We start from the raw sequence: 19427 nt of genomic DNA, 5'->3' as shown, positions 1-19427 counted from the left end.
GAGAGTCGCAAGCGTGCATGAAGGTCCGGTGAATGGCGCATGGCTTCCAGGCTCCGGGTGGTGCACGAGTACGTCTTTTACGTCGTTTCCGTGCCCGGAATGATCCGGTGCATCCCCTGTGTCCCCGGTGTGCGCCCGGAGCGCGGGGCCTGTCCGTGGACAGGCCCTCGCTCTCCGTGTCACCCGACGGCCCTCCGGCGGAGCGCTCCGCCCGCCCTCCGTCAGCTTTCCGTGCGGTACATCAGGTCGACCTCGTGGGTGCTGAAGCCGAGGCCCTCGTAGACGGCGAGCGCCGCCGGATTGTCGGCGTCCACGTACAGCATCGCGGTGGGCAGGCCGGCCCCCGCGAGGTGGTGCAGGCCGATCGCGGTGAGGGCCTTGCCGAGGCCGCCGCCCTGGGCGCCGGGGCGGACGCCGAGCACGTAGACCTCCCCGAGGCGCTCTTCGGCATGCACCTTCGTCCAGTGGAAGCCGATCAGCTCCCCGTCCCGCTCGGCGAGGAAGAAGCCCTTGGGGTCGAACCAGGGCTGCGCGATCCTGTCGTTCAGGTCCCGCTGGGTCAGCGAGCCCTGTTCGGGGTGGTGGGCGAAGGCGGCCGAGTTCACCGCGAGCCAGGCCGCGTCGTCCTGGCCGGGCACGAAGGTCCGTACGGTCACCCCGGCGGGCAGCACCACCTCGGGCAGCGGGGGCCCGTCCGGGCCGAGCGGGCGGCGCAGCTGGCGCAGCTCCCGGAACAGGGTCAGGCCGAGCACCTGCGCGAGGTGGCGGGCGGCCGACTTGCCGCCGTGCGCCCACACCCGGATCCGCTTGCCCGAGGCGGCCAGCAGGGCCGAGCCCAGGGCCCGCCCGTGCCCGCGCCCGCGCAGCGCGGGGTGGACGACGAGCTCTGCGGCGGGGGCCTCCACCGGATCGGTGTCCTCCAGTTGCCCGTATCCGGCGAGCCGGCCCTTCTCCGTGAGCAGGAAGTGCCGGATCCCCTCGCGGCGCCCGCCGCGCAGCTGGAGGCGGCCCTGCTCGGACACGGCGGTGGTGCCGTCCGTCCGCGCCGCGTCCTCGATGAGGGCGAGCACGGCGTCGGCCTGTTCCTCCGTCAGCTCGTCGAGGGTCTCAATCTGGCGTCCCGGCTCCAGGGCCGCTGCTGCGTCGTCAGTCATGCGTCGAGCCTACGACCGCGGGAGGTGCCCGCGGTGGTGGTGCGTGCAGCGGACCGGCGGTGAGCCGTCTTCTACGTGTAACCAGGCCGACACCCGTACCCCCTGTCGTGCTACGCGCGTTGACCATAGGCTGCCGCCGACCTCCCGAGTTTTACCGCTGTCCAAAAGGGGACTAAATGTCAGCGACGCCACAACGGCACCGCCGAACCCGCCGGTTGACCTTCGCCGCCATCGCCGTCACGGCCGGTGCCGGAGCGATGGTCGCGGCCGCACTGCCGGCCGGTGCCGCGAGTGGTGGCGGTGCCGGCAAGAGCCGCACCGTCGACGTGCAGATGCTGTCGTTCAACGACTTCCACGGCACGCTGGAGCCCCCGCAGGGCTCGTCCGGCACCGTGACCGAGCGTCAGGCGGACGGCACCACCAAGGCGATACCCGCCGGTGGCGTCGAGTACCTGGCGACCAGCCTGCGCGAGGCCCGCAAGGGCCACGAGTACTCCGTCACCGCCGCGGCCGGCGACATGATCGGCGGCAGCCCGATGCTGTCCGGCCTCTTCCACGACGAGCCCACCGTCGAGGCGCTGAACAAGCTGAAGCTGGACGTCAGCAGCGTCGGCAACCACGAGTTCGACGAGGGCAAGACCGAGCTGCGCCGCATGGCGTACGGCGGCTGCCACCCGGTCGACGGCTGCTTCGAGCCCGGCAAGGACTACACGGGCGCCGAGTACAAGTACCTCGCGGCGAACGTCACGGACGAGAAGACCAAGCGTCCGCTGATGAACCCGACCTTCATCTGGAAGAAGGGGGACGTGAAGATCGGCTTCATCGGCGTCACCCTGGAGGGCACGCCGGACGTCGTCACCGCCGACGGGGTCAAGGGCCTGAAGTTCGGCGACGAGGTCGAGACGATCAACAAGTACGCCGCCGAGCTGAACAAGCAGGGCGTCAAGTCGATCGTCGCGCTCATCCACGAGGGCGGCCTGCCCGCGAACGGCGCCTACAACTACGACTGCGACGCCCCGGGCGCCGGCGCCGGCATCTCGGGCGCGATCGTGGACATCGCCAAGAACGTGGACCCGAAGGTCGACGCGCTGGTGACCGGCCACACGCACCAGGCGTACGCCTGCAACATCCCGGACCCGGCGGGCAACCCGCGCATGGTGACCTCGGCCGCCTCGTACGGCCGCCTGTTCACGGACACCACGCTCACGTACGACCGCCAGACCAAGGACATCGTCCGTACGGCGGCCCTCGCGCCGAAGCCGGTCAACAAGGTCGTCACCCGGGACCAGCCCAAGGCCCCGGACATGACCGAGCTGATCACGCGCTGGAACGCGCTGGCCGCCCCGGTCGCGAGCCGTCCGATGGGCTACATCTCGGCGGACATCGCGGGCCGCGGCTCCGAGGCGCCCGAGAAGCCGCTCGGCGACATGATCGCCGACTCGCAGCTGGAGGCCACGGCCCCGGCCGCCAAGGGCGGCGCGCAGCTGTCCGTCATGAACCCGGGCGGCATCCGTGCCGACCTGGCCTACAAGGCCGCGGGCGGCGAGGGCGACGGCGTCGTGACGTACGGCGAGTCCTACACGGTCCAGCCGTTCAACAACCTGATGAACGTGGTGGACCTGACGGGCGCGCAGCTGATCACCGCGCTCCAGCAGCAGGTCAGCGGGCCGGTCAACGGCCCGAACCCGAAGATCCTGCAGGTCTCGAAGGGCTTCACGTACACCCTGGACATGACGAAGACGGGCGCGGACCGCATCGTCGTGGACTCGGTGAAGCTGAACGGCGCGGCGATCGACCCCGCCAAGACCTACCGGGTCGCGATGAACGAGTTCCTCGCGGGCGGCGGTGACGGTTTCACCGTCCTGAAGGACCACAAGAACAAGCTGGTCGGCGTGCCCGACCTGGAGGCCTTCAACGCCTACCTCGCGAAGTCGACGGAGGCGGCCCCGTTCGCCCCGCCGGCGGCGGACCGCATCACGGTCATCAAGTAACACCTGCGCACGGCAAGCGCCCGAAGGGGCGGTGGGCCTTCCCGGCCCGCCGCCCCTTCGGCGTGTCCGCCCCGGACCCCCGTACCGGAGCGGAGCGGTCAGAGGTCCGCGAGGAACTTCCGGACGGCCTCGTGGAACTCCTCGGGGTGGGTGAACGGCAGGAAGTGCTCCCCGTCCACAGGTGTGTACGAGGTCACCGGCCGGCGGGAGACCATCGCGTCGGCCGTCTCCTGCCGGAGCGTCTGGCTGCGGGTGCCGTGGATCAGCAGCGCCGGGCAGTGGCTCCCGAGCCAGGCGTCCCAGTGGTCGCCGCGGCAGAGCTCGGCGGAGTCGATCATGTCCTGCGGGTGGAACGGCAGCCGCCAGCCCCCGTCGGGGAGCGGACGCAGCGCCCGCTCGACGAACTGGGAGCCCACCGGCCCGGCCGCGGCGAGGAGTTCCTCGCGGGTGGGGGCGGTGTAGCGCATGCCGCGCAGGAAGCCGAAGAGCGCTCCCGCCGTGTCGGGATTGATCTCCACGGTGGCGTCCACGTTGACGAGGGCCGCGATCCGGTCGGGGTGCGCGGCGGCCAGGTGGTAGGCGTTGAACCCGCCGAGGGAGTAGCCGAGGAGGGCCACGGGGGCGTCCAGGCCGAGGTGGTCGAGGAGCGCGACGGCGTCCGAGAGATAGCCGTCGCGGGTGTAGTCGGCGGCCCGGTCGGAGTCGCCGTGGCCGCGCTGGTCGGGGGCGATGACCCGCCACCCGTCGCCCAGGGTGTCGGCGAGGCCGGCGAAGGCGAGGCCCTCGGACATGCCCCCGTGCAGGGCGAGCAGCGGGCGGCCCGGGCCGCCGAAGTCCAGGTACGACAGCGCGCGGCCGTCGATCGTCAGCGTGTGGCGCATGGCTTGGATCTCCCCTGTGAGTCATGCGGTGACGGTGCGGTACGGGGACGAGCCTGCCAGGATTTGGGCAGGTGCGCAATACGAATGTCTTGGGCACTTGCCCAAATGCTGCCGCGGATACGATCCCGGCATGGGAAATCGCGAGGACCTGCTGGCCGGAGCGCGCCGCTGCCTGGAGGAGAAGGGCTACCTGCGCACGACCGTGCGCGACATCGCCACGGCGTCGCAGGTGAGCATGGCCGCGATCGGCTACCACTTCGGCTCGCGCGAGGCCCTGCTCAACCTCGCCCTCTTCGCCGCCATGGACGAGTGGGCCGCCGGGTCCGGCCGGCTCGCCGGCCAGGGCGCCACCACCGCGGAGCGGTACGCCGACACCTGGGACCGCAAGATCCGCGACTTCGGCGACATGCGCTGGCTCTGGACGGCCTCCATCGAGGCCTTCGTCCACGCCCAGTCCTCGCCCGAGCTGCTCGCCACCCTCGCCGAGAACCAGCGCCAGGCCCGCCGCATGGTGGCCGCGCAGCTGCGCGGGGTCCCCGGGGACGCGGTCACCGAGGAGGACGTACGGTCCCTCGGGTCCGTGCACATCGCGCTGCTGAGCGGGGTGATGGTGCAGGCGCTGACCGACCCGGAGCAGACCCCGACGGGCCGGGAGCTCGCCCAAGGCCTGCGCGCCATGGCCGAGTTGCTCGAAAGCTGAGGACTACCGAAGGGTAGTAAAGCCGCGTCCCGCACGCCAGAATCCCGGGGGCACCAGCCGGCGGAGGCTGGGAGCCGTCACCGGGTCGGCAAAGGGGCGGGCAATGGCACTGGATCGTCGGGCATTTCTGGTCGGGGCGATGGCGGCGGGCGCCGGCGCGGCCACGGGACTCGGAGCGGCGGGGCCGGCCTCGGCCCGTACGCTCGGCACACAGGACTGGATGGCCGGGCTCGGGGACTCCACCGCCCTCCAGCGGATGACCATCCCCGGCACCCACGACTCCGGCGCCCGCCAGGGCGGGCTCTTCGTCGCCTGCCAGAACACCTCGATCGCCGAACAGCTCGACTCGGGCATCCGGTTCCTCGACGTCCGGTGCAGAGTCACCGGTGGATCGTTCGCGATCCACCACGGCTCCTTCTACCAGGGCCTGATGTTCGGGGACGTCCTCGTCGCCTGCTGGAACTTCCTCGCCGCACACCCCTCCGAGACCGTGCTGATGCGCCTGAAGCAGGAGTACTCGCAGGACAGCGACGCCACCTTCCGCGCCGTCTTCGACGACTACCTCGACAACCGGGGCTGGCGCCCGCTGTTCCGGATCGCGGACTCGCTGCCCGCCCTCGGCCAGGCCCGCGGCAAGGTGGTCCTGCTCGCCGACAACGGCGGTCTGCCCGGACTGCGCTACGGCGACGGCAGCGTCTTCGACATCCAGGACGACTGGAACGCCGAGCCGTTCGCCAAGCGCGGCAAGATCGAGGACCAGTTCCGCCGGGCCGTCCAGCAGCCCGGGAAGCTCTTCGTCAACTACGTGAGCACGTCCGCCTACATGCCACCGCGCTGGAACTCCGACCGCCTCAACCCGCAGGTGCACTCGTTCGTCGACGGCGGTGAGCTGGCCGGCCGGACGGGGCTGGGGATCGTCCCGATGGACTTCCCCAATACCCGCTCCGGGCTCGTCGCCTCACTGATCCGGCACAACTGACGGCTGCTCCGGCGGCGGCGCCGGGGCCCCCGGGATGCGCAGCACCGCCTCGGTGCCCGGCCCGCCGGCCGGCGCCGCCCGCAGCTCGACGCTGCCGCCCGCGCGGCGCACCGTACGGTCCACGATCGACAGGCCCAGCCCGCTGCCGGGCAGGGCGCGGGCCGAGGAGGAGCGCCAGAAGCGTTCGAACACGTGCGGCAGGTCCTCCGCCGGGATGCCGGGCCCGTGGTCGCGTACGGTCAGCTCGCCCGCCCGCAGCGAGACCTCGACCGTGCCGCCCGGCGGGCTGAACTTCACCGCGTTGTCCAGGACGTTGACCACCGCCCGCTCCAGCGCCGCCGCCTCGCCCCGTACGTACCAGGGCGCCACCTCGTCGGTGAAGTGCAGCTCGGGGCCGCGCAGCCGGGCGCGGGACAGCGCGCTCTGCGCGATCTCGTGCAGGGCCACCACCTCCAGCCTGGCGGGCGGGGCCGCGTCCGGGCGGGACAGCTCCTGGAGGTCCCCGATCAGCGCGGCCAGCTCCGTCATCTGCGCCTTGACCGAGGCCAGCAGCTCCTTGCGGTCCTCGGGCGGAATGGCCCGGCCGGTCTCCTCGCTGCGCGCGAGCAGCTCGATGTTGGTGCGCAGGGAGGTCAGCGGGGTGCGCAGCTCGTGCCCGGCGTCCGCGATCAGCTGGGCCTGCCGCTCCTGGGAGGAGGCGAGGGCCGCCGTCATGGAGTTGAAGGACCGCGACAGGCGGGCGATCTCGTCGTCGCCCTCGTCGGGGATCCGTACGGTCAGGTCCTCGGTCCGGGCGATGTGCTCGACGGCGCCCGTCAGCTCGTCCACCGGCCGCAGCCCCGTACGGGCCACCCACAGGCCGGCGACGCCCGCACCGGCCACCCCGATGCCGGAGACCAGGATCAGCACCCAGGCCAGGGTGGACAGCGGTTTGTCGATGTCGGCCAGCGGCCGGGCCACCGAGACCGCGAAGACCGGGGCGCCGGGCTGGGTCTGCGCCGCGAAGGTGTAGACGCGCATCCCGACGCCGTTGTCGGTCGTCGCGTCGTGCAGCGCCTTGGCCTTGCGGCCCGCCGCGACCTGCTTGTCCGTATCGGTCACCGGCAGGTCGGTCTGCCCGCTCACCCAGCAGTGGCTGCCGTCCGCGGTGACGATCTGGACCGTGGCGTTCAGGTTCTCGGCGATGTCCTGCTGGGCCTGCGTCGGCGGGCGGGCCGGGCAGCCCTGGCGCAGCCGTTCCAGCACCTGCGCGGTCGGGTTGGTGGCCATCAGGGACTGGTTCAGCTGGTTGCCCAGCTGCGCCTGCACCATCACCCACGACACCGCGGACACGGTGGCCACGGCCAGGGCCACGGCCGTGGTCACCAGCAGGGCGATGCGGGAGCGCAGGGGGAGCGCCCGGAATCTGGCGGCCGGGCTCACTCGGGCCCTCCGGAGTCGCCGGCCCCGGTGGCGCGCAGGACGTAGCCCACCCCGCGCACGGTGTGCACCAGGCGGGGCTCGCCCCCGGCCTCGGTCTTGCGGCGCAGGTACATGACGTACACGTCCAGGGAGTTGGAGCTGGGTTCGAAGTCGAAGCCCCAGACGGTCTTGAGGATCTGCTCGCGGGTCAGCACCTGGCGCGGGTGTGCCAGGAACATCTCCAGCAGCGTGAACTCGGTGCGGGTCAGCTCCACCTGGCGCCCGGAGCGGGTGACCTCGCGGGTGGCGAGGTCCATGCGCAGGTCGCCGAAGGCGAGCGCGTCCGCTTCCTCGTGGTCGTCGGCTCCCGGGCGCGCGGTCGCGTAGGCGCTGCGGCGCAGCAGGGCGCGGACGCGGGCGAAGAGCTCGTCGAGCTCGAAGGGCTTGACGAGGTAGTCGTCGGCGCCCGCGTCGAGGCCGGTGACGCGGTCGCCGACGGTGTCGCGGGCGGTGAGCATCAGGATCGGGGTGGTGCTGCCGGAGGCGCGCAGCCGGCGGGCCGCCGTCAGGCCGTCCATCCGGGGCATCTGGATGTCGAGGACGATCAGGCCGGGGTCGTACGAGGCCGCCTTGTCGAGGGCGTCGAGCCCGTCGACGGCGGTCTGCACGGCGTACCCCTCGAAGGCGAGGCTGCGGCGCACGGCCTCCCGCACGGCCGGCTCGTCGTCGACGACGAGGATGCGGTGCGGGTCGCCTTCGGCCGGATTCATCTTCGGTCCCCCAGGGGTGTTCGTGGTCGGTCGTACCAGGCTCGCACGGGAGGCCTAGTACGAGGTCCCGAAGCCGCTGGTGCCGTTGCTGCGGCTGTTGCCGCTGTTGTTGCTACCGGCTCCCCCGGGGCCGCCCTTGCGGAGGGAATCGAGGTCGGCCTTGATCGTGTTCACCGGGATCGCGAAGCCGAGGCCGACGCTGCCGGCGGAGGAGCTGTCGCTGGAGGGGGAGTAGATCGCGGAGGGCATGCCCACGATCTCGCCGTTCATGTTGACGAGGGCGCCGCCGGAGTTGCCCGGGTTGAGGGAGGCGTCCGTCTGGATGGCCTTGTACGAGGTGGTGTTCGATCCGGTGTTCCCGTTGAACTGCTGACCGTCGTACGAGAACGGCCAGCTGCCGCCGCCGCGCTGGCGCTGGGGCGCCTGCTGCTCGGACTTGGGCACGTTGACCTCGCGGTTCAGGGCGGAGACGATGCCGCTGGTGACCGTGCCGGTGAGGCGGTCGGGGGAGCCGATGGCGACGACCTGGTCGCCGACCTTGAGGTTGTCGGAGTTGCCGAGCTTGGCCGGCTTGAGCCCGCCGGCGCCCTGGAGCTTGATGAGGGCGAGGTCCTTGTCGGGGTCGGTGCCGACGGTCTTGGCGGTGTACTTCTTGCCGTCGCTCATCGTCACCTGGATCTCGGTGGCGCCGTCGACGACGTGGTTGTTGGTGACGATCTCGCCGTCGGCGGTGACCACGATGCCGGAGCCGGTGCCCTGGCCGGAGCCGGTGCTGGTGTCGATCCGGACGACGGAGGGGCTGACCTGCTCGGCGACGCCGGAGACGGTGCCGGTGCTGGACTGCGAGACGTTGGTGCCGTTGATGCCGCCGCCGGCGCGGTCCTGGCCGGCGAGCAGCTGCTGCACGCCGGCTGCGGTGCCGCCCCCGATGACGGCGGCGGCCAGCGCCACGGCCACCAGCAGCGCGACGGGCCGCTTGGCCCGGGCCGCGTGCGCGGGCCCCTCGGGGGGCGTGGGCGCCATCGGCGGCTGGTGCGCCTCGTGCCACCCGGGCGCGGCCGCCGCGGGCGCCGCCGGCGGCGGGTACGCGGGCGGCGGCGGGTAGTTCCCGTGGCCGGCGCGCGGGGTCGGGCGGTTCTCCTGCGGGTACTCGCCGTCGCGGCGGAAGCTCTCGGTCATGACTACGACTCTGTCCCCGGATCATGAGAGCTTCCTGAGTCCACCCTGAGAAGCCCGACAGAACCGTGTATGCCCGAAATAAGCCCGCCCGGGGAGGAGCGGCTATCGGCAGCCGCAGGAGCGGCGGATCACCAGGGCCGAAGGGAACTGCTTCAGGCGTTCGCGGCGGGAGCCGGCCACGCGCAGGGCGTCGTCCAGGACGAGGTCCACCGCCGCGCGGGCCATCGCCGGGCGGTCCGAGGCGATCGTCGTCAGCGGCGGGTCCGTCAGGGCCGCCTCCTTGACGTCGTCGAAGCCGGCCACCGCCAGCTCCCCCGGTACGTCGATCCGCAGCTCCCGCGCCGCCCGCAGCACGCCGATGGCCTGGTCGTCCGTGGCGCAGAAGATGGCCGGCGGCCGGTCCGGCCCGGACAGGACCTCCAGCGCCACCCGGTACGCGTCGTAGCGGTTGTACGGGGCCTCGAAGAGGCGCCCTTGCGTCGAGCGGCCCGACTCGTGCATCGCCCGGCGCCAGCCCTCCACGTGGTCGGCGACCGGGTCGCCGACCGACGGGGTGTTCTCCACCCCGCCGATGCAGGCGACGTACTCGTGCCCGTGCTCCAGCAGGTGCCGGGTGGCGAGCTGCGCGCCGCCGATGTCGTCCGTGACGACCGCGACGTCGTCGATGGCCTCGGGCCGCTCGTGCAGCAGCACCACCCGCGCGTCCCACGCCTCGATCTCCGAGGCGGCGCGCTCGCTCATGCCCTGGCTGACCAGGATCAGGCCCGAGACCCGCATCCCGAGGAAGGCCCGCAGGTAGTGCACCTCGCGCTCGTCCCGGTAGTCGGAGTTCCCGACCAGGACCATCTTTCCGCGCTCCGCGGCGGCCTGCTCGACCGCGTGCGCCATCTCCGCGAAGAACGGCTGCCGCGCATCGGGGACGATCATGCCTATGAGGTCGGTGCGCCGCGACGCCATCGCCTGCGCGACCCGGTCCGGGCGGTAGCCCAGCTCCTTGATCGCGGCGAGTACACGCTCGCGCGTGGCCGGGGCGACCGGCCGGGGTCCGTTGTTGATGACGTAGCTCACGACGGCGGTAGACGTACCCGCAAGTCGTGCAACGTCATCCCGCGTCACCTTGGCCACGCTCGGGAGTCTACGCGGGGTGACCTACCTCTGGGCAGGCCGTCCTGCCGACTGGGCGATCACAGGAGGTTCCTCCATACGGGGGACGCCGGCCGGGGCCTGAGCCGCCGCCAAGGCCGCCGCCTGCGCCGCGGCCTTGGCGGCCGCCTGGGCCGCTGCCTGGGCCGCCGCTTCCGCAGCCGCCCGCTCGACCTTCTCCGGCGTGACGAAGCGGTAGCCGACGTTGCGGACCGTACCGATCAGCGACTCGTGCTCGGGGCCGAGCTTCGCGCGCAGCCGCCGTACGTGGACGTCCACCGTCCGCGTGCCGCCGAAGTAGTCGTACCCCCATACCTCCTGGAGCAGCTGGGCGCGCGTGAAGACCCGGCCCGGGTGCTGGGCCAGGTACTTGAGCAGCTCGAACTCCTTGAAGGTGAGGTCGAGGACCCGCCCCTTCAGCTTCGCCGAGTACGTCGCCTCGTCGACCGACAGGTCGCCGTTGCGGATCTCCATCGGGGAGTCGTCGGAGCCGAGCTGCTGGCGGCCGGTGGCGAGGCGCAGCCGCGCCTCGACCTCGGCCGGGCCCGCGGTGTCGAGGAGGACGTCGTCGATGCCCCAGTCGGCGGTGACGGCCGCGAGGCCGCCCTCCGTGACGACGAGGATCAGCGGACAGCCGGGGCCGGTGGAGCGCAGCAGCTGGCAGAGCGAGCGCACCTGCGGCAGGTCGCGGCGGCCGTCGACGAGGATGACGTCCGCGCCGGGGGTGTCCACGAGGGCCGGGCCCTCGGCGGGGGCCACCCGGACACTGTGCAGGAGCAGGCCGAGGGCGGGCAGCACCTCGGTGGACGGCTGGAGGGCATTGGTCAGCAGCAGGAGAGAGCTCATGCCCGACCACCTGCCCAGGTCGGGCGTTCGTGCACGGTTCGCTGGTCCATCACGTCGGTTCCTCCTCGGTCCCGTCGAGGACTTTCGCGGTACTGCTTCGTACGTGGTGCGTGGTGCTGGTGCGGTGTGGTGGTTCGCCGGTCCCCGCGCCCTGAGGTCCGGACGGACACCACTGTTCCCGGTCCGTTCAACGTGCTGAAAGCACAAAAGGACCCGGGGGCAACGTTGCCCGGATCCTCTCGCCAGCAGAATAGCCCACCCGTCGTTGCATGGCAGAGGCTCGGACTCTCTCGTTTCTGTGGTTCCCGCCACCCTTACGACCAGCGTATGCCCCGGTTTCACCGGATCGGTGGATGTACGGGAGGCCGCCCGGGCGCATTCGGGGCGTGTGGAGGCACGCCGGATCCGGGGGCCGGAGGGTTCATCATGGAGGCCGACTGTAGAGAGCCGACGATAGGAGCTGCAGTGGCAACCGGAACCATCCGCTACTGGGCGGCGGCCAAGGCCGCGGCCAAGACGGCGGAGGAGCCGTACTCGGCGCGGACACTGGCCGAGGCGCTCGACGCCGTGCGGGAACGCCACCCCGGTGAGCTGACCCGGGTCCTGCAGCGCTGCTCCTTCCTCGTGAACGAAGAGCCCGTGGGCAAGCGCCCGCACGATGCCGTTCCGCTGACCGAGGGGGGCACCGTCGAGGTGCTCCCGCCGTTCGCGGGCGGGTGAGCGGAAACCGATGAGCACTCCCGAGGAACAACAGCAGCAGGGCCGGCAGGAGGACCCGTACGGGACCCAGACCTGGCAGTCGGACACCTGGGAAACCGGCTACCAGCCGGTGCAGCCGCCGCTGGGCGCGCTGCCGGGCCAGCCGGTGGCACCGGAGGGCTGGTTCCGCGACGAGGCCCCGCAGGCCGCCGGGTCGTGGCCGGAGGCCTCCGGCGCCGCGGCCGGGCAGCCCGCGTACCAGCCGCCGGCCCCGCAGCCGGTCGCCCCCGAGGGCTGGTTCCCCCACGAGGCGCCCGCGACCGACTGGCAGCCGGGCGGTGGGTCGTGGACCGAGGGCTCCGCCGCGGAGCAGACGGCCTATCTCCCGCCCCAGAGCGCCGCCCCGGCGGCCGGCGCCGCCGACCAGACGGCCTTCCTCCCGCCGTACCCGGGCCCGGCCGCGCCCCAGCCGGCCGCCGGTACGCCGTACGAGGGCTTCGTCGCCGACGACCGCCACCCCGCCGGTACGCCGTACCCGGCTTCCGCTGCGGGCGAGAGGCCCGCCTCCGCGGCCGCCGAGACGGCGTACCTCCCGCCGTACCCGGGCCCGGGCGGGGCCGAGCCGCAGGCCGCCGGTGCTCCGGCGTACCCGGGTTACGGCGTGGGCGAGCGGCAGGGGGCCGCGGCTGCGGCCGAGACCGCCTATCTGCCGCCCTACCCCGGCCCTGCCCCGGCCGAGGCGCAGGTGCAGGCGCAGGCGCAGCCCGTGGCTCCCGAGGGGTGGTTCCGGGACGAGGCGCCCGTCGCCCAGGCCCCGGCCCCCGCGGCCGCCCCCGCCCCGGCCGGCGACTGGGCGCAGAGCGGGCCCGGCGCGGCCTGGGCCGAGGGGGCCGCCGCCGAGCAGACCGCGTACCTCCCGCCGCAGGCCGCCGCCCCGGCGGCCGGCGCCGCCGAGCAGACCGCCTTCCTGCCGCCGTACCCGGGCCCGGGTACGGCCGACCCCCAGCGGGCCGCCGACGCGGCGGAGACCGCCTTCCTGCCGCCGTACCCCGGGCCCGGCTCCGAGGTGCCCGCCGTCGCCCCGGCGGCTCCCGCCGAGGGCGAGGGCGAGGATCCCTCGTACTCGCCGCCCACCGTCGGGGGGAACACCCTGCGGGCCGTCGATCCGGCTCAGGCGCGCGCCGAGGGGCGGTCGCCGATCATCGATCCCGGGCCGCAGCCGGCCATACTGACCGCCGCGCTCGGGCTGCTGCTGGCCGGTGCCGCCGCCGTCGGGGACCTCGGTCTCCTCGCGCCGCTGATCGTCCTGCAGGGGCTCACCGCGGCCGGCTGGTTCCGGCTCAACGGCATGTGGCCCGCCCGGCAGGGCATCGCCCTCGCCTTCCTCGGAGCCCTCGTCGCCGACGCGGCCGTGCTCGCCGTGGACGACACGTACGGCCCCGGCGCGATCATCGGGACCCTCGGCGCCTGGGTGCTGCTCACCCTGGTCCTCCAGCTGCGCAGCCACGCCGACCCCGACGAGCGGATGTACGGGCTGATGGCCTCCGTGGCCTCCGCAGCGCTCGCCATCGTCTGCGCCGGCTACCTGGCCGCCGACTCCGCCGCCGTCAGTGTCGGAGCCGCGTCCGTGGCGGTCGCCGTGTTCACCCGTGCGCTGCCGTTGCCGACCCCGGTCTCCGTCGGCGTCTCGCTGGCCGCCGCCACCGGAGCCGGCATCGCCGTCGGCGGGCTGACCTCGGTCGGGGTCGGCGGGGCGCTGCTCGGCCTGGCCGCCGGGGTGTGCGCGCTGATCGGGCTGCGGGTGGCCGCGTACGACTACCCGTCCAAGTTCGTCCACATGACGGCCGGTGTCGCGCTGCCGCTGGCGGCCGCCGCTCCCGCCGTCTACCTGATCGGCCGGGTGGTCGGCTGAGGCAGGGCCTCCGTCAGGCCCGCAGTCGGGCCCGCAGTCAGGCCCGGAGTCGTGCCCGCAGTCAGGCCCGGAGTCGTGCCCGCCGCCCGGGCCCGACTCCGGGCCTGACGGCCCCCTGACGGCCGGCCATGGTCCACTGGGACGCACGTACCGGTCTACAGGGGGAGGGGCACGTGCGGTTCCTGCGCGTCGTTGTGATCATCGGAGTGGTGCTGGGGGCGCTGTTCGCCGGCGCCGACCGCTGGGCGGTGAACTACGCCGAGAACCGGCTGGCCGACCGCATCCAGGCCCGCCAGGGGCTCGCGGGGTCCACGGAGGTGGACATCCACGGGTTCCCGTTCCTGACCCAGGCGCTCAGCCACGAACTCGACCGCGTCGACGTGAGGCTCAAGGGCGTGGAGGCCGTGTCGGACGGCCGCAAGACGCGGCTCTCGGAGCTCGACGCCAGCTTCCGCAGCGTGAAGCTGAACGGGGACTACAGCGGGGGCACCGCGAAGCAGGCCGAGGGCACGGCCCTCGTCACGTACCGGGACCTGACCGAGGCCTCGCAGACCGGCGTGACGGTCACGTACGGCGGGGCGCCCGGCAAGGTGAAGGTGACGGCGGCCGTGGAGGTCCTCGGCAAGAGGCTCGCCCCCAGCGTGGTGTCGACGGTCACGCTCGTGGACGCCCCCGGCGGCGGCAAGACGGTCCGCGTCCGGGCCGACGAGATACCGGGCGCGGGGCTGCCCGGGATCGAGGGCGCGGTCCGCAAGAAGACCGACTTCGACCGCCGGCTCGACAGCGGCCTGCCGTCCGGGCTCAAGCTGACCACGCTGACCTCGGACGAGTCCGGCGTACACCTCACGCTGAGCGGCTCGGACGTGGTATTGGCCGGATCGTGAGACGCTGCGGTCCGATCCGCAGAAGGGTGGGCCGTACGAAGGCCCCCGGAGGCGGTGCGGCAGCCGCCCGGGGGCATGCACATCCCACTATTCGGACGATCCTGTCTCGGAATATGACACACCGGTGACAGGGCGGCCGATTCGTCCCTACGATCCATGGCTATGAAGCATCAGCAGGCGGACCTCACGAAGCGACGGGCAGTAGACCTGTGTCGCGTCGCCGCCATGCTCTGTCGATCCATGTGACCTGTGAGCGCTTCCGCTCCATCAGCCGGACGACCGTCCTTCCCGCGTGACCGCACCGCAGCCGCCCCCTCCTGCCCACTGACGCTTCCCCGCGCAGTGCCCGAGGAAGCCGCCCGCAGCGGTACGCACCAGCAGAATCCGCAGAACCTGCAGAACCCGCAGACCGCCCCGCGCCACCTGCACCTGCACAGCACGCCCCGCCGCACACTGCCCCGGAGGAGATCACCATGAGCCGCAGCGACGTCCTCGTAGACGCCGACTGGGTCGAGGCCCACCTGAACGACGCCGACGTCGTCATCGTCGAGGTGGACGAGGACACGTCCGCCTACGACAAGAACCACATCACCAACGCCGTCCGGATCGACTGGAAGCAGGACCTCCAGGACCCGGTCCGCCGCGACTTCGTGGACCAGGAGGGCTTCGAGAAGCTCCTCTCCGCCAAGGGCATCTCCAACGAGGACACGGTCGTCCTCTACGGCGGCAACAACAACTGGTTCGCCTCCTACGCCTACTGGTACTTCAAGCTGTACGGCCACCAGGACGTCCGCCTCCTCGACGGCGGACGCAAGAAGTGGGAGCTCGACTCCCGCGACCTGGTCGACGGCACCGAGGTCCCGAACCGCCCGGCCACCCAGTACAAGGCCCAGCCGCAGGACGCCTCGATCCGCGCCTTCCGCGACGACGTCGTTTCCGCGATCGGCGTCCAGAACCTGGTCGACGTCCGCTCGCCCGACGAGTTCTCCGGCAAGCTGCTCGCCCCGGCGCACCTCCCGCAGGAGCAGTCGCAGCGCCCCGGCCACGTGCCGAGCGCCCGCAACATCCCGTGGTCGAAGAACGCCAACGACGACGGCACGTTCAAGTCCGACGAGGAGCTGACCGCCCTCTACCAGGCCGAGCAGGTCGACCTGTCGAAGGACACCATCGCGTACTGCCGCATCGGTGAGCGCTCCGCGCTGACCTGGTTCGTGCTGCACGAGCTCCTGGGCCAGGAGAACGTCAGGAACTACGACGGCTCCTGGACCGAGTACGGCTCCCTGGTCGGCGTGCCGATCGAGCTCGGCGCCAACAAGTAACCACCACCACGGCCGGGTACGCGACGCCCTCCGTAGTACGACCTCTCCAGGACAGGACAGAGAACATGTGTGGAGCACAGACCGGCGGGCCCGACCTCGCCACGCTCAAGCCCGGTGAGACCGCCATCCAGGGTCAGGTGACCAAGGACGGCGAGCCCGTCACCGGGTACGTGCGCCTGCTCGACTCGACCGGCGAGTTCACGGCCGAGGTCCCGACCTCGGCGACCGGCCAGTTCCGCTTCTACGCGGCGACCGGCTCGTGGACCCTGCGCGCGCTGGTTCCCGGCGCCCAGGCGGACCGCGCCGTGGTCGTGGCCGAGGCCGGCGGCGTGACGGACGTGGCGATCGCGGTCTGAGCACCGCACGCCTGAATGACCGGCCGAAGGGCCGCACCCCAGGGGGTTGGACGCCACTGGAACGGGGTGCGGCCCTTCGCGCCGTCCGCCTCCCGGTTCTACCCTGGAGGCATGTACGCCCGGCGGCGCCGCGTCTACTTCGTCCTCATGGGCGGATGCATCTTCCTCTTCGTATCCGCCTGGTCCTTCGTACGGCTGTTCTCGGTCGAGGCGGCCGTGGCCCTGTGCGTGGTCGCCATGGTCATCCCGCCGGTCGCCGCGATGATCGCGAACCGGCGCGGCCCGGAGGACCGCTGGTGGGACGACCCCTCGGGCGACCCGAAGTCCGACGAGTGGTGGGACGAACTGGACGGAAAACGGCGTCACGAGGACTGAAACGCGCTGAAAAAGGGCCGAGGTAAGGCCGAGATAAGAATGTGATCAGCGCGTCTACAACCACCCCCGTTCTGTACAGGTCATCGGTGTGCACGGGTACTCACCCGGTGCCTCATGTCCTGTGGGGGACTTCCTTGGAACACGAACAGACCCTTCCCGAGCAGCCGGAAGGGGAGGAGACCGCAGCCCGCCGCCCGCGCGCCGGCCGCCGTACGGTCGTCCTGATCGCCGGCGCCGTCGTGCTCGGCGCCCTCGCGGGCACGGTCACCGGCTACGCGATCCAGTACGACCGCGAGCCCACTCCACTGCCGCCGCTGGCGCAGCAGAAGATCGACCAGCCGAAGCCGCAGGCGCCGAACGAGTCGACGAGCACCCGCACCATCAACGCGGGCCGCTGGCACAAGACGGACGACGACCTGACGAAGCTCCTGATCGAGTCCCCGGCGGGGGCGAAGGTCGCCTTCTCGGGCTACGAGTCCCCGGACGAGTTCTCCGCGGACTACTACAAGAAGCCCAACCAGGGCCTCGGCTTCCTGCTCCGCAACGGCATCCGGCGGATCGCCGCCCGCCGCTGGTCCGAGGACGACCGCAACTACATCTCGGTGCAGCTGTTCCAGTTCGCCGACCGCTCGGGAGCCGACGCCTACCAGGACGACAAGAGCTACCTGGAGGACAAGGAGTACGCGGGCAACGCTGGCAAGGACCTGCAGGGTGTGCCGGCGGCCTACGGCCACGTCTGGATCGACTCCGAGACCCATGAGGAGCCCGGCTACCACCCGACCCGCTCGGCCCGGGTCATCGCCCGCCGCGGCGACATCGTCATGGAGATCGAGTACACGAACAACCGCGGCACCATCGACGAGGGCACGGTCGTCGAGCTGGCCAAGCGGCAGTGGGAGCGGCTGTGAACGACCAGCAGAACGAGGACCTGACCGCCCCGGTGAACGGGGACGCCGTGGCCGGTGAGACCCCGGCCGCCGAGGCGGCGCCGCGCGCGGTGAACCGCAGGACCGTGTCGCTGGCCGCGGGCGCCGTGGCAGTGGCCGTGCTCGCCGGGGGCGCCCTCTGGGGAGCCGGCGCGATCGCCGACGCCGACCGCAGCGCGCCGACGCGGTACTGGATCGCGGCGGGCCCCACGCCCAGCGGTACGCCGCAGCCGGTTCCGGCCGTGCCGTCGAACGAGCTCACCGGCAAGCTGATGCCGCTGCCGGTCAACTACAGCCTCGGCCCCGACCTCGGCGCGGACGGCAACGACTTCTACGTGTCGGGCGAGCGGGCGGCGGAGGCCTTCAAAGACGCGCGTTCCGGGCTCTCCGGCGACCAGCGGGAGCAGCGGGACAAGGCGCTGGCCGACCTGAAGCTCAAGGGCATGGCCGGACGCAGCTACAGCAAGGACCACCTGGGGCTGGTCGCGGAGGTCCGTCTCACGCAGGCCGATCCGCAGGCCCTCGCCAAGTTCTCCGAGTTCGGCAAGAAGATCCTCGACCTGGTCGGCGACGACCGCGAGGCGCCGAAGGTGGACGGTTTCCCCGACGCCAAGTGCGCGCTGCGGGGCATCAGCGACCCGGAGCGGAAGGAGAAGGAGAAGGAGAAGATCGACACCATGGAGTGCGTGGCCGTCCAGGGTGACGTCCTCGTGAGCTTCCGGGCTTACGGGATCCCGCAGTTCTCCACCACCGAGGTCGTGGACCTGTTCACGCAGCAGCTGAACCGCCTGAAGTCCCCCGGGGAGTCCGTGTGACCGAGCAGAACACCGCCGAGACCGCCCCGGTGGCCGAGACCGTCCCCGTGGCCGAGGCCTCCGTACCCCTCGCCGAGCCGCAGGCCCTCGCCGAGCCGGGGGCCTCCGGCGAGCCGCAGGCCCCCGCCGCACCCAAGGACCGCCGCAAGCTGTTCGCGGCGCTGCGCTGGACGGCCGCCGTCGTCGTCTTCGCCGCCGTCGGCACGGGGGTCGCGTACGGGATCGCCCAGCCCGAGCGCACCGACATCCCCGGCCTGGCCACGAAGGACGACGGCCGCTGGACGTACCCCACCCTGGCCAAGCCCGCCCTCCCCGCCGGCGCCCCGCTGGCCAAGGGCCCCGACAACCGGGCCGAGACGCACTACGCGCCGCTCACCGGCCTGCTGCTGCCCGCACCCGAGGGCGCCAAGCCCGACGACGGGCTCAAGACGGACAAGGACGGGACGGTGTCCGTCGACGCCTTCCTGGAGGAGTACGCCCCCGACCGCCGGGCGAAGCTGAAGGAGGGTCTGGAGTACGGCGGCCTGCGCCAGATCGCCGGCCGCGGCTGGACCACCCCCGACGGCACCCGCACGCACGTCTACCTGCTGCGCTTCCACGCCGCGGGCTTCACGGACGCCTTCCGCGGCTGCACCACCAACATGCAGCTGGCCGGCGCTCAGGTCCTGGAGATGGACCTGTCCTGGCGGGACGTCGTGAGCAAGCAGGAGCGCAGCGCGAAGCGCCCCGAGGGCGTCGGCCTGTTCCAGGAGCCCAAGCCGGCCAACGGTGACGAGCAGACCAAGCTCGGGTGCCTCCAGGCGGGTGACGTACAGGGCGTGATCATCCAGACCCGCAAGGGCGAGGTGGCCACGGTTCCCTTCCACCAGACGGTGATCCTGCAGAGCCAGCTGCTGGGCTGACCACCTGCGGGAAAGGCCGTGCGGCCTACCTCACGGAGTGCGCCGGTCCCCGGGCCAGTAGGCTTGGGGACCGGCCCGTACACGCCCACATCACTTCGAGGAGCACCCCGTGCTTGAGGCAATCTTCACCTCCCTGCTGGTCCTGGTCTGCGTCGGCGTGCTCGCCTTCAGCGGCCTCGCAGTGAAGAAGCTGTA

At 72.2% G+C, this 19427-nt stretch carries 20 protein-coding genes; 13 read left to right on the top strand and 7 right to left on the bottom strand.

Features of this window, described 5'->3' with window-relative positions:
• Positions 1–221: 221 nt before the first annotated feature.
• The gene (gene mshD / locus ACIQU4_RS14625) at positions 222–1154 is read right to left on the bottom strand and encodes a mycothiol synthase (protein ID WP_385582838.1); all 933 of its coding nucleotides are present in this window, start codon (positions 1152–1154) and stop codon (positions 222–224) included.
• Positions 1155–1330: 176 nt separating this feature from the next.
• Between mshD and ACIQU4_RS14620 the strand changes: the two genes are divergently transcribed.
• Positions 1331–3145 (top strand): bifunctional metallophosphatase/5'-nucleotidase, encoded by a 1815-nt coding sequence (locus ACIQU4_RS14620; protein ID WP_403729494.1) that lies wholly within the window; start codon positions 1331–1333, stop codon positions 3143–3145.
• Between the two features lie 98 nt (positions 3146–3243).
• Here ACIQU4_RS14620 and ACIQU4_RS14615 read toward each other — a convergent pair whose 3' ends face one another.
• Positions 3244–4026 carry an alpha/beta fold hydrolase gene (locus ACIQU4_RS14615; protein ID WP_403729491.1) on the bottom strand — a complete coding sequence of 261 codons (783 nt, stop codon included), beginning with the start codon at positions 4024–4026 and terminating at the stop codon, positions 3244–3246.
• A 130-nt stretch (positions 4027–4156) separates the two neighbouring features.
• On the opposite strand from ACIQU4_RS14615, the gene ACIQU4_RS14610 reads away from it, so the two are divergent.
• Both ACIQU4_RS14610 and ACIQU4_RS14605 read left to right on the top strand, forming a co-directional pair.
• Positions 4157–4726, top strand: coding sequence for a TetR/AcrR family transcriptional regulator (locus ACIQU4_RS14610; protein WP_403729488.1), 570 nt, complete (start codon positions 4157–4159; stop codon positions 4724–4726).
• Positions 4727–4829: 103 nt separating this feature from the next.
• Positions 4830–5705: a phosphatidylinositol-specific phospholipase C gene (locus ACIQU4_RS14605; protein WP_403729485.1), complete on the top strand. Its 876-nt coding sequence runs from the start codon at positions 4830–4832 to the stop codon at positions 5703–5705.
• Here the strand turns inward: ACIQU4_RS14605 and ACIQU4_RS14600 are convergent.
• The 5 genes from ACIQU4_RS14600 to ACIQU4_RS14580 form a co-directional block, all read right to left on the bottom strand.
• Entirely contained in the window at positions 5685–7127 is a 1443-nt protein-coding gene (locus ACIQU4_RS14600) for a sensor histidine kinase (protein ID WP_403729482.1), read from the bottom strand. The genes ACIQU4_RS14605 and ACIQU4_RS14600 overlap by 21 nt on opposite strands.
• The gene (locus tag ACIQU4_RS14595; protein WP_403729479.1) at positions 7124–7876 is read right to left on the bottom strand and encodes a response regulator transcription factor; all 753 of its coding nucleotides are present in this window, start codon (positions 7874–7876) and stop codon (positions 7124–7126) included. The genes ACIQU4_RS14600 and ACIQU4_RS14595 overlap by 4 nt, the downstream gene beginning before the upstream one ends.
• A gap of 54 nt (positions 7877–7930) precedes the next feature.
• On the bottom strand, positions 7931–9055 hold the full coding sequence (locus tag ACIQU4_RS14590) for a S1C family serine protease (RefSeq protein WP_403729476.1): 1125 nt from the start codon (positions 9053–9055) through the stop codon (positions 7931–7933).
• A gap of 102 nt (positions 9056–9157) precedes the next feature.
• Positions 9158–10180 carry a LacI family DNA-binding transcriptional regulator gene (locus tag ACIQU4_RS14585; protein WP_403729473.1) on the bottom strand — a complete coding sequence of 341 codons (1023 nt, stop codon included), beginning with the start codon at positions 10178–10180 and terminating at the stop codon, positions 9158–9160.
• Positions 10181–10204: 24 nt separating this feature from the next.
• A complete protein-coding gene (locus ACIQU4_RS14580; RefSeq protein ID WP_403729471.1) occupies positions 10205–11044 on the bottom strand; it encodes a response regulator transcription factor in 840 nt (279 codons plus the stop codon).
• 465 nt (positions 11045–11509) lie between these two features.
• On the opposite strand from ACIQU4_RS14580, the gene ACIQU4_RS14575 reads away from it, so the two are divergent.
• From ACIQU4_RS14575 to ACIQU4_RS14530, 10 genes are all read left to right on the top strand, one after another.
• Positions 11510–11764 (top strand): MoaD/ThiS family protein, encoded by a 255-nt coding sequence (locus tag ACIQU4_RS14575; RefSeq protein ID WP_030157092.1) that lies wholly within the window; start codon positions 11510–11512, stop codon positions 11762–11764.
• A 10-nt stretch (positions 11765–11774) separates the two neighbouring features.
• Positions 11775–13655 (top strand): hypothetical protein, encoded by a 1881-nt coding sequence (locus ACIQU4_RS14570; protein ID WP_403729468.1) that lies wholly within the window; start codon positions 11775–11777, stop codon positions 13653–13655.
• Positions 13656–13828: 173 nt separating this feature from the next.
• A complete protein-coding gene (locus ACIQU4_RS14565) occupies positions 13829–14539 on the top strand; it encodes a DUF2993 domain-containing protein (protein ID WP_403729466.1) in 711 nt (236 codons plus the stop codon).
• Between the two features lie 156 nt (positions 14540–14695).
• Positions 14696–14785, top strand: a complete 90-nt coding sequence (locus ACIQU4_RS14560; RefSeq protein WP_350875872.1) for an Ms5788A family Cys-rich leader peptide — start codon at positions 14696–14698, stop codon at positions 14783–14785.
• Positions 14786–15012: 227 nt separating this feature from the next.
• Positions 15013–15858 (top strand): sulfurtransferase, encoded by an 846-nt coding sequence (locus ACIQU4_RS14555; RefSeq protein WP_403729463.1) that lies wholly within the window; start codon positions 15013–15015, stop codon positions 15856–15858.
• A gap of 65 nt (positions 15859–15923) precedes the next feature.
• Complete coding sequence (locus ACIQU4_RS14550) at positions 15924–16214, top strand: DUF1416 domain-containing protein (protein WP_403729460.1); 291 nt, start codon at positions 15924–15926, stop codon at positions 16212–16214.
• Between the two features lie 111 nt (positions 16215–16325).
• Entirely contained in the window at positions 16326–16589 is a 264-nt protein-coding gene (locus ACIQU4_RS14545; RefSeq protein ID WP_119097642.1) for a DUF3099 domain-containing protein, read from the top strand.
• Positions 16590–16723: 134 nt separating this feature from the next.
• Complete coding sequence (locus ACIQU4_RS14540) at positions 16724–17497, top strand: hypothetical protein (RefSeq protein ID WP_403729457.1); 774 nt, start codon at positions 16724–16726, stop codon at positions 17495–17497.
• Positions 17494–18330 (top strand): hypothetical protein, encoded by an 837-nt coding sequence (locus tag ACIQU4_RS14535; protein ID WP_403729454.1) that lies wholly within the window; start codon positions 17494–17496, stop codon positions 18328–18330. Before ACIQU4_RS14540 ends, ACIQU4_RS14535 begins: the two co-directional genes overlap by 4 nt.
• Positions 18327–19232 carry a hypothetical protein gene (locus tag ACIQU4_RS14530; protein WP_403729451.1) on the top strand — a complete coding sequence of 302 codons (906 nt, stop codon included), beginning with the start codon at positions 18327–18329 and terminating at the stop codon, positions 19230–19232. The genes ACIQU4_RS14535 and ACIQU4_RS14530 overlap by 4 nt, the downstream gene beginning before the upstream one ends.
• Positions 19233–19427: the final 195 nt, after the last annotated feature.

Origin of the sequence: Streptomyces sp. NPDC090741 (assembly GCF_044769045.1) — a bacterium.
In the GTDB taxonomy this organism is placed as follows: domain Bacteria; phylum Actinomycetota; class Actinomycetes; order Streptomycetales; family Streptomycetaceae; genus Streptomyces.
Note: the sequence above shows the minus strand (reverse complement) of the source record. Positions and strands in the feature narration are given on the sequence as shown.